This window comes from Pseudomonas sp. R5(2019) (assembly GCF_009905435.1).
GTDB lineage: Bacteria > Pseudomonadota > Gammaproteobacteria > Pseudomonadales > Pseudomonadaceae > Aquipseudomonas.
Genome location: NZ_JAAAMT010000041.1, coordinates 44,725 through 51,624, shown reverse-complemented (window position 1 = coordinate 51,624; position 6,900 = coordinate 44,725). Strand labels below are relative to the sequence as shown.

Here is a 6,900-nt window from a genome sequence, read left to right as displayed (position 1 = left end):
GCCGTTTCCCGCCCATTGCCGGCGCCACCGAGCTGATGGCGCAGAGCGTGACCACGGTCGTGCTCAAACGTATGCAGGGCAAGGCTCGCTGGAGTGCCAATCGCAATTTGAGCCAGCAGGTGCTGGCCGCCGCCCAGGAGGCCAACGCGGAAAAGGCCCTTGGGCTGCTGCGTGCGCGCTACCGGATTACCCACGAGGCGGTGTTGAACGATGCCTTCAGCAAGCAGGTCGACGAATTCCTGAAGTCCGGCATGGTGGAAGTCGAGGAAATGAAGATGGTTCGGCTGTACGGCAGCCGGACCGTGACCCTCGAACAGACGCGCACACTGCGGGTAAAACCCAGCCTGGCTTCGACCCTGGTCTCTGGAGTCGGGGTGCTGAACTTCGGGATGGTTTACTTCAATCTGATCAATCTGAACAGCGCGTTGAAGGAGGTGCAGAGCGACGGTTCTTTTGAGGCTGCCGCCGGGTTTATCTCCGCGATTCTGGGCACGATGGGCGCGGTCGCCGCGGCGCTGGTCAGTACCAGGGCCATCTATGCGACGACGATGCTGCGGTTGACCGGGACCGCGCCGGGGTTGGCGTATAGCGGTGGGGTTGCGCGATTTTTGACCAGCAAGCTATTCAGCCGTGGCGTGGGGTGGCCGGTGATTGTGTTTGGACTATCCTCGGATTTATCAAAAGCCAAGAGGCAATATCGACAAGGAGACAGCGCCTCATCAGCCTACACCGCCTCCGGCGGCTTCTTAGTGGCAGCCGGAAGCTTCGCAATTCTAGAAGGAAGCTTAGCAATTACCGGTGCAACATTTTTTGTCCCAGTCGCCGGTTGGGCAGCCGCAGCGATAGTCTTGCTAGGAGCAGCGATAGTTGCGGGCGGGCTGGCACTCCACGCACAGGCGCATGCGAGCAAACACACTCCCATTGAGCTATGGGCGGCCCGCAGTATATTCGGTAATTATCAAAACGACGGGGAGCACAGGCCGACTATTACCTTGGATACTCACAAACGATTACCTAAATTTTACAACCTCAACGAAGAAATCCGTGTTTGGTACGCCGCCTACTACGCTCCAGTGTTGTTAAATAAAGACGAAGCCAAGTCACTGGGATGGGAGGGCGTGGACAGCAAATTACACAACCATCGTGTATCAAACTTACCAAGCTGGGAACGCATATTTCCGACGGGAGCACCACGAGAACAAAGTAAAGTCGAGTTCACCATCCTGCTGCGTGGCTATCTGCTTAGTCAAAGTTCCTGGGAGGGCAACCTGAGCAGCATCGAGGGAGTCAGTGATGTCAAGGTCGTACTCCCCGTTACCCCCGCTATTCGCCTGACTTCCGCAGGCCTGCTACTCAATGTCACCAAGGAAATATCTGGATTCGACAACTGGGTACTCAATATCGCTTACAGCCCAAACCAAGGTTTGGATGAAAGCGCTGTAGCAACGGCGCATTTACTATTAGAGGATTGAAACCAATGGCAATCGCATGGATATTTTCGCGCCAAGCGAAAACCGAGTTTCGACCTGCCATCCGTGATCAATATGTGAGTATGAATAGGCATATTTTGTGCCTGCGCAATCCTTGGATAGCTGATTCGGTCTTCATGGGCAAAATGTACACAGCAGGAAATACCCTGATGATTTTCTTTTATGCCTCCATATTCTTGGAGCTAACAAACATTGATGTGTTTTTTTGGACGCTAATCATCGGCTGTTTAACATTCACCGCATTTATTGCAGCACTAACCTGGTACCGCATCTTCCTCATCAAACGCTTGTCCCACCTCTATTTCAATCGTAAAACTCAAAAGGTCTATTACCAACGCAACAAAACCCTCATCGCCTTCGACTGGGCACAAACAGAAGGCGGCCTATTCCAACGCACCGAGTTCGGCGGCAGTTCCTTCAGCATCAGCTACGCCCTCGCCTTCGGCCCAACGCCCACAGACGGCAACGAGAAAAACCGCATTACACTCTGGGTCGACAGCAATGAGCCGACCGAGAGTGATGTCCGTCATGTCGCCGAAGTCTGGGAATATATCCGTCAGTTCATGGCCCACGGACCAGACAAACTTCCCCCACCCGGAGAGCCCAACTGGTGGCACATTCCCCTCCATCGCATCTGCCTGTCACCCGCCGAAGCCTGGCGCCACTACGCGCCTTGGCGTACCGGCGAGCCGGGTGAACTGCAGGGCAAGAACAACTGGATGCTACCGTTCTGGCTGGTGCTCTTCCCTTACAACCTGTTTTCGGCCTTGTGCTGGTGCGTCGTCTGCCGTGTCTTCAATGTCCGGACCGCCGAGCCACCGGTGGAAGCGCTACAAAGTCAGAAGCGCTTAATGAGCACGGCAAAGGACTGAAACTCATGGCAATTGCATGGAGGTATTCGCCACAAGCGAAAAGCGTGTTCGGACCCGCCATACGTGACCAATACGTAAGTATGAATCGGGAAACTCTGTGTCTGCGCAACCCTTCGCTCTCCGATTCAGTTTTCATGGGGAAGATGTATACGGCTACCAATACCCTGATGATCATATTTTTTTGCTGGTTACTGGCTGGGCAGTCAGAAACCGGATCGTTTTTTTGGGCGTTACTAGCCTGCGCGATAGCCTTTGGAGCTCTCGCCGCAGCGCTGTCGTGGTACCGCATCTTCTTCATCAAACGACTCTCCAACTTCTATTTCAATCGGAAAACTCAAAAGGTCTATTACCAACGCAACAAAACCCTCATCACCTTCGACTGGTCTCATACAGAAGGCGGCCTATTCCAACGAACCGAGTTCGGCGGCAGTTCCTTCAGCATCAGCTACGCCCTCGCCTTCGGCCCAAAGCCCACAAACGGCAACGAGAAAAACCGCATCACACTCTGGGTCGACAGCAATGAGCCGACCGAGAGTGATCTGCGTCATGTAGCCGAAGTCTGGGAATATATCCGTCAGTTCATGGCTCACGGGCCGGACAAACTACCCCCACCCGGTGAGCCCAACTGGTGGCACATTCCACTCCATCGCATCTGCCTGTCACCCGCCGAAGCCTGGCGCCATTACGCGCCTTGGCGCACCGGCGAGCCGGGCGAACTGCAGGGCAAGAACAACTGGATGCTGCCGTTCTGGCTGGTGCTTTTCCCTTACAACCTGTTTTCGGCCTTGTGCTGGTGCGTCGTCTGCCGTGTCTTTAATGTCCGGACCGCCGAGCCACCGGTCGAAGCGCTGGAAGGTCAGAAGCGCTCAATGAGCACGGCAAAGGACTGAATCTCATGGCAGGCCTGACCGACCGCTTCCTTGCCGACTGCGTTCACCCGACACTCCTTCTCTACACTTAATAGGTGTCGCAATAAACCCAACGATAGAGCGCAACGCGGAGCCAGTGGATGAAAATCGTGACACGGGACCAATGGTTCGCCGTCGAGCAGAAAGCCGACGGCATCAAGCTGATTCACGAACCCTATGTGCGGCCGTTTTATCGCTGCAATATGTGGCATGTGACCGGCCGCGACCGTGACGTGCTGGTCGACACCGGCTCGGGCGTGGTCAGCCTGCGCGAGCAGCTGCCGTGGCTGACCGATCGGCCTTTGCTGGCGGTGGCCAGCCATACCCACTTCGACCATATTGCCGGGCACCACGAATTCCCTGAGCGGCTGGTTCACCCCGCCGAAGCCGATATCCTCGCCAGCCCCGATAACCAGCGCACGCTGGCGCAGGCGTTTGTCGGTGATGAGATGTTCGAGGCGCACCCGGATTGCCCGCTGTGCTATGCCGAGTACCGGGTCAAGGCTGCTCCAGCCACGCGGCTGATCGATGAAGGCGATGTGCTTGACCTGGGCGACCGGGTGCTGGAAGTGCTGCACACCCCCGGCCATTCACCGGGCGGGATCAGCCTGTGGGAGCCAACCACGCAAACCCTGTTCAGCGGCGACATCATCTATGACGGGCCATTGATCGAGAATGCCTACCACTCGAACCTGGACGATTACCGCACGAGCCTGGAGCGGCTGCTGAAGTTGCCGATTCGCACCGTTCACGGCGGGCATTTCCCGAGTTTTTCCGGTGACCGGTTGCGGGCGATGATCCAGCAGTGGTTGAAAAATCACTGAATGCTCGTGTCACCGCTGAAGGATTTCGCCGCGCTGCACACGCCCAGATAACACAGCGTGCAGCCCAGCCCGGCGGCGGCAATGGCCGCACACATCGGTAACGGCGTGCCATCGGCGGCGGCGCTGACCAATGCGCTGAAGCCGGCCCCCAAGGCAAATTGACACGCCACCGCGAGCCCGGCCGCCGCCCCGGCCTGCCTGGGGTACAAGGCCAGCAGACTGGCCACGCAGTTGGCGCCCAGCAAACCAGTGACACTGACATAGACGATCACGCAGGCTACCACCGCCGCCAGCCCGCCCACACCGCTTATCCCCACCGCCAGTAGCAAGGCACCGGAAAGCCCCGCCGCCGTCGCACCCCAGCCCAGCATCCGTAGCGGGCCCGCGCGCTGGACAATCCGGGCATTGAGCAAGGTCACCAGAATCACCCCGCCGATATTCAGCCCGAACAGCCAGCCATAGGCCTGGGGTGAGACACCGAAATACGCCATGTAGACAAACGGCGAGGCGGTGATAAAGGCAAACATGCCGCCGAACGAAAGCCCCATGCAGCCGATGTAGCCCAATGCCCGGGGTTGGCGAACAATCTGCCAATAGGCGCCAAAGGCAGCGCCCAGCGAGCGGCCACGGCTGTCCGCCGCGTGAGTTTCCTGGATCCGCAGGGCGCTGGCCAGCAGGCACAGCGCCGCGAAGGCCAGCAGACCGACGAAAATGGTGCGCCAGCCCTCGATCATCATCAGGAAGCTACCGACCAAAGGTGCGACCAGTGTGGCGAGCATGGTCACCAGGTGCATCAACGACAGCACCCGGGCGGCATCATTCAAGGGGAACAAGTCGCGGACAATCGCCCGCGCCAGCACGGATGCCGCCGCCCCGCCCAGGGCCTGGAAAAAACGCCAGACGATCAGTTGCTGAATATCGCTGGCGAGCATGCAGCCCACCGTCGCCATCAGGTACAGGACCATGCCGCCCAGCAACAGCGGCCGACGGCCATAACGATCAGACAAGGGGCCGTAGAACAGCATGCCCAGGCACAGGCCGGCGAGAAATACGCCGATGGTCATCTGCACGCTGGCGGGGTCGGCGCCCAGGTCGCTGGCGATCATCGGCAGGCTGGGCAGATAGGTGTCGATCGACAGCGGCGCGAACGCTACCAGTGCGGCGAGCAGAACAATCAGCCGCTCCGGGCGTGAGATAGACGACATGCAAGGCTCCGGACAAAACGGGAAAGGCGCAACGTTAACATCTTAACGCTGCACCTTGAACCTTGCGTGTCCCGTCAGGGCTTGATGTTCTTCAATGCGTTAAGCAGGCCCAGCAGTTCGTGCAGCTTATCTTCGCCGAATTGTTCGAGGATGCGCTGGTAATTGCTTTCCATGTCTTCGCTCATGTCGACAAAGCACTGCTGGCCCAGCTCGGTCAGGCCGACGAACACCCGGCGCTGGTCCTGCTCGGACTTCCAGCGGCGCACGATGCCATCGCGCTCCAGGCGCGACAGTACGCCGGTCATGCTGGGCTTGAGGATGCAGGCCTGGTCGGCCAGTTGATGGCTTTCCAGCTCGCCCTGCTGGCGCAGGATACGGATCACCCGCCACTGCTGCTCGGTCAGGCCGTGGGCGTTGAGCGAGGGACGGAAGAACCCCATGGCCGCTTCACGGGCTTGCAACAGGGCGAGGGTCAGGGATTGTCTGGGTATGGGCATGGGCTGGCTGGCTTGATACGGGGATGGGGCAGCTTAAGGGGGTCGGTGGCGGGGTGCAAGATGGGTGTTCGACCCCAATCACCGCAACCCCGGCTGGCGCTGGCGATACTCTCCCGGCGTCATCTGCGCATACCGCTGGAAAAACCGGCTGAAGTACGCCGGGTCCTTGAAGCCCAGCCGGTAGCAGATTTCATTCGCGGAGCTTCCGGTGTACAGCAGCAGGCGCTTGGCCTCCTGCATCAAACGCTCGAGGATCAGGCGCTTGGACGGCAAATCGGCGATGCGCCGGCAGACATCGTTGAGCCGCGCCTCGGTGACCCCGATACCACTGGCATAGCGCGAGAGCGGCCAATGCTCCAGATAGTGCGCCTCGATCAGCTCGTTGAAGCGATGAAACACCTGCAAGTCCTCATGCCGCGCCGGCCGCGCAGCCAGCGAATTGGCGCACAGGCGCAGCAAGCCGATCATCAACAGCCGGGTCAGGCTGTCCAGCGCCGGGGCGCGGCCGGCGTGGCTGGCGTTGATTTCCGCGTGCAGTTCTTCGAACAGAAACTCTACCCGCCGGGCCTGGGCGGCAAATACCGGGTCCACATTCGTCAGCGAAACACAGGCCGGCGCCAGTTGCGGTCCCGGTGCCAGGCTCGGGTCGGCTTCGAGCAGTTGCCACACCAGTTGCTGGCGAACGGTCAGCACATGCCCGTCGGCGTCCGGCTCGGTGACAAACGAATGCGGAATGGTCGGCGGCGTCAGGAAAAACATCGGCCCCGACTCCAGGTACTGCTGATCGTCCAGGTACACCCGCACCGCACCACTCTTGACGTAATGCACCTGGAAAAACCGGTCATGGCGATGCACCGGCATATTGCGGCCAAAGAAGCCCGCCAGGTTGCCGAGCTTGTCGTAATGCACCTCGGCGTCACTGTAGCGCTGGTCGTAGACCTGACCGATATTGATATTGGGGATCGGCTGGCGATCGCTCATTGCTGCCATCTCGTGGTTGTTTTGTCGTGAAGCCAGAGGCCCATCGTGCACCGGATCGTGACCGTCCACCAGCCTCGATTGCACAGCAGCGCTTGACGATCGTTAACATATTAAATATAACGT

At 59.0% G+C, this 6,900-nt stretch carries 6 protein-coding genes and 1 pseudogene; 4 read left to right on the top strand and 3 right to left on the bottom strand.

Going from position 1 to position 6,900, the window contains the following annotated elements; translation table 11 throughout:
• From GUY40_RS21905 to GUY40_RS21890, 4 genes and pseudogenes are all read left to right on the top strand, one after another.
• Positions 1 to 1,472, top strand: a pseudogene (locus tag GUY40_RS21905) (hypothetical protein); the annotation flags it as partial.
• 5 nt (positions 1,473 to 1,477) lie between these two features.
• Complete coding sequence (locus GUY40_RS21900) at positions 1,478 to 2,362, top strand: DUF6708 domain-containing protein (protein ID WP_166571006.1); 885 nt, start codon at positions 1,478 to 1,480, stop codon at positions 2,360 to 2,362.
• Positions 2,363 to 2,367: 5 nt separating this feature from the next.
• On the top strand, positions 2,368 to 3,252 hold the full coding sequence (locus tag GUY40_RS21895; protein WP_166571005.1) for a DUF6708 domain-containing protein: 885 nt from the start codon (positions 2,368 to 2,370) through the stop codon (positions 3,250 to 3,252).
• Between the two features lie 119 nt (positions 3,253 to 3,371).
• Positions 3,372 to 4,094, top strand: a complete 723-nt coding sequence (locus tag GUY40_RS21890) for an MBL fold metallo-hydrolase (protein WP_166571004.1) — start codon at positions 3,372 to 3,374, stop codon at positions 4,092 to 4,094.
• Here the strand turns inward: GUY40_RS21890 and GUY40_RS21885 are convergent.
• The 3 genes from GUY40_RS21885 to hpaA all read right to left on the bottom strand — a co-directional run bounded on the left by GUY40_RS21885 (position 4,088) and on the right by hpaA (position 6,777).
• Positions 4,088 to 5,299 carry a Bcr/CflA family multidrug efflux MFS transporter gene (locus GUY40_RS21885; protein WP_166571003.1) on the bottom strand — a complete coding sequence of 404 codons (1,212 nt, stop codon included), beginning with the start codon at positions 5,297 to 5,299 and terminating at the stop codon, positions 4,088 to 4,090. The two genes, GUY40_RS21890 and GUY40_RS21885, sit on opposite strands and share 7 nt — an antisense overlap.
• Positions 5,300 to 5,373: 74 nt before the next feature.
• Positions 5,374 to 5,796 carry a homoprotocatechuate degradation operon regulator HpaR gene (gene hpaR, locus GUY40_RS21880; RefSeq protein WP_166571002.1) on the bottom strand — a complete coding sequence of 141 codons (423 nt, stop codon included), beginning with the start codon at positions 5,794 to 5,796 and terminating at the stop codon, positions 5,374 to 5,376.
• Between the two features lie 78 nt (positions 5,797 to 5,874).
• Positions 5,875 to 6,777 (bottom strand): 4-hydroxyphenylacetate catabolism regulatory protein HpaA, encoded by a 903-nt coding sequence (gene hpaA, locus GUY40_RS21875; protein ID WP_166571001.1) that lies wholly within the window; start codon positions 6,775 to 6,777, stop codon positions 5,875 to 5,877.
• Between the last annotated feature and the right edge of the window lie 123 nt (positions 6,778 to 6,900).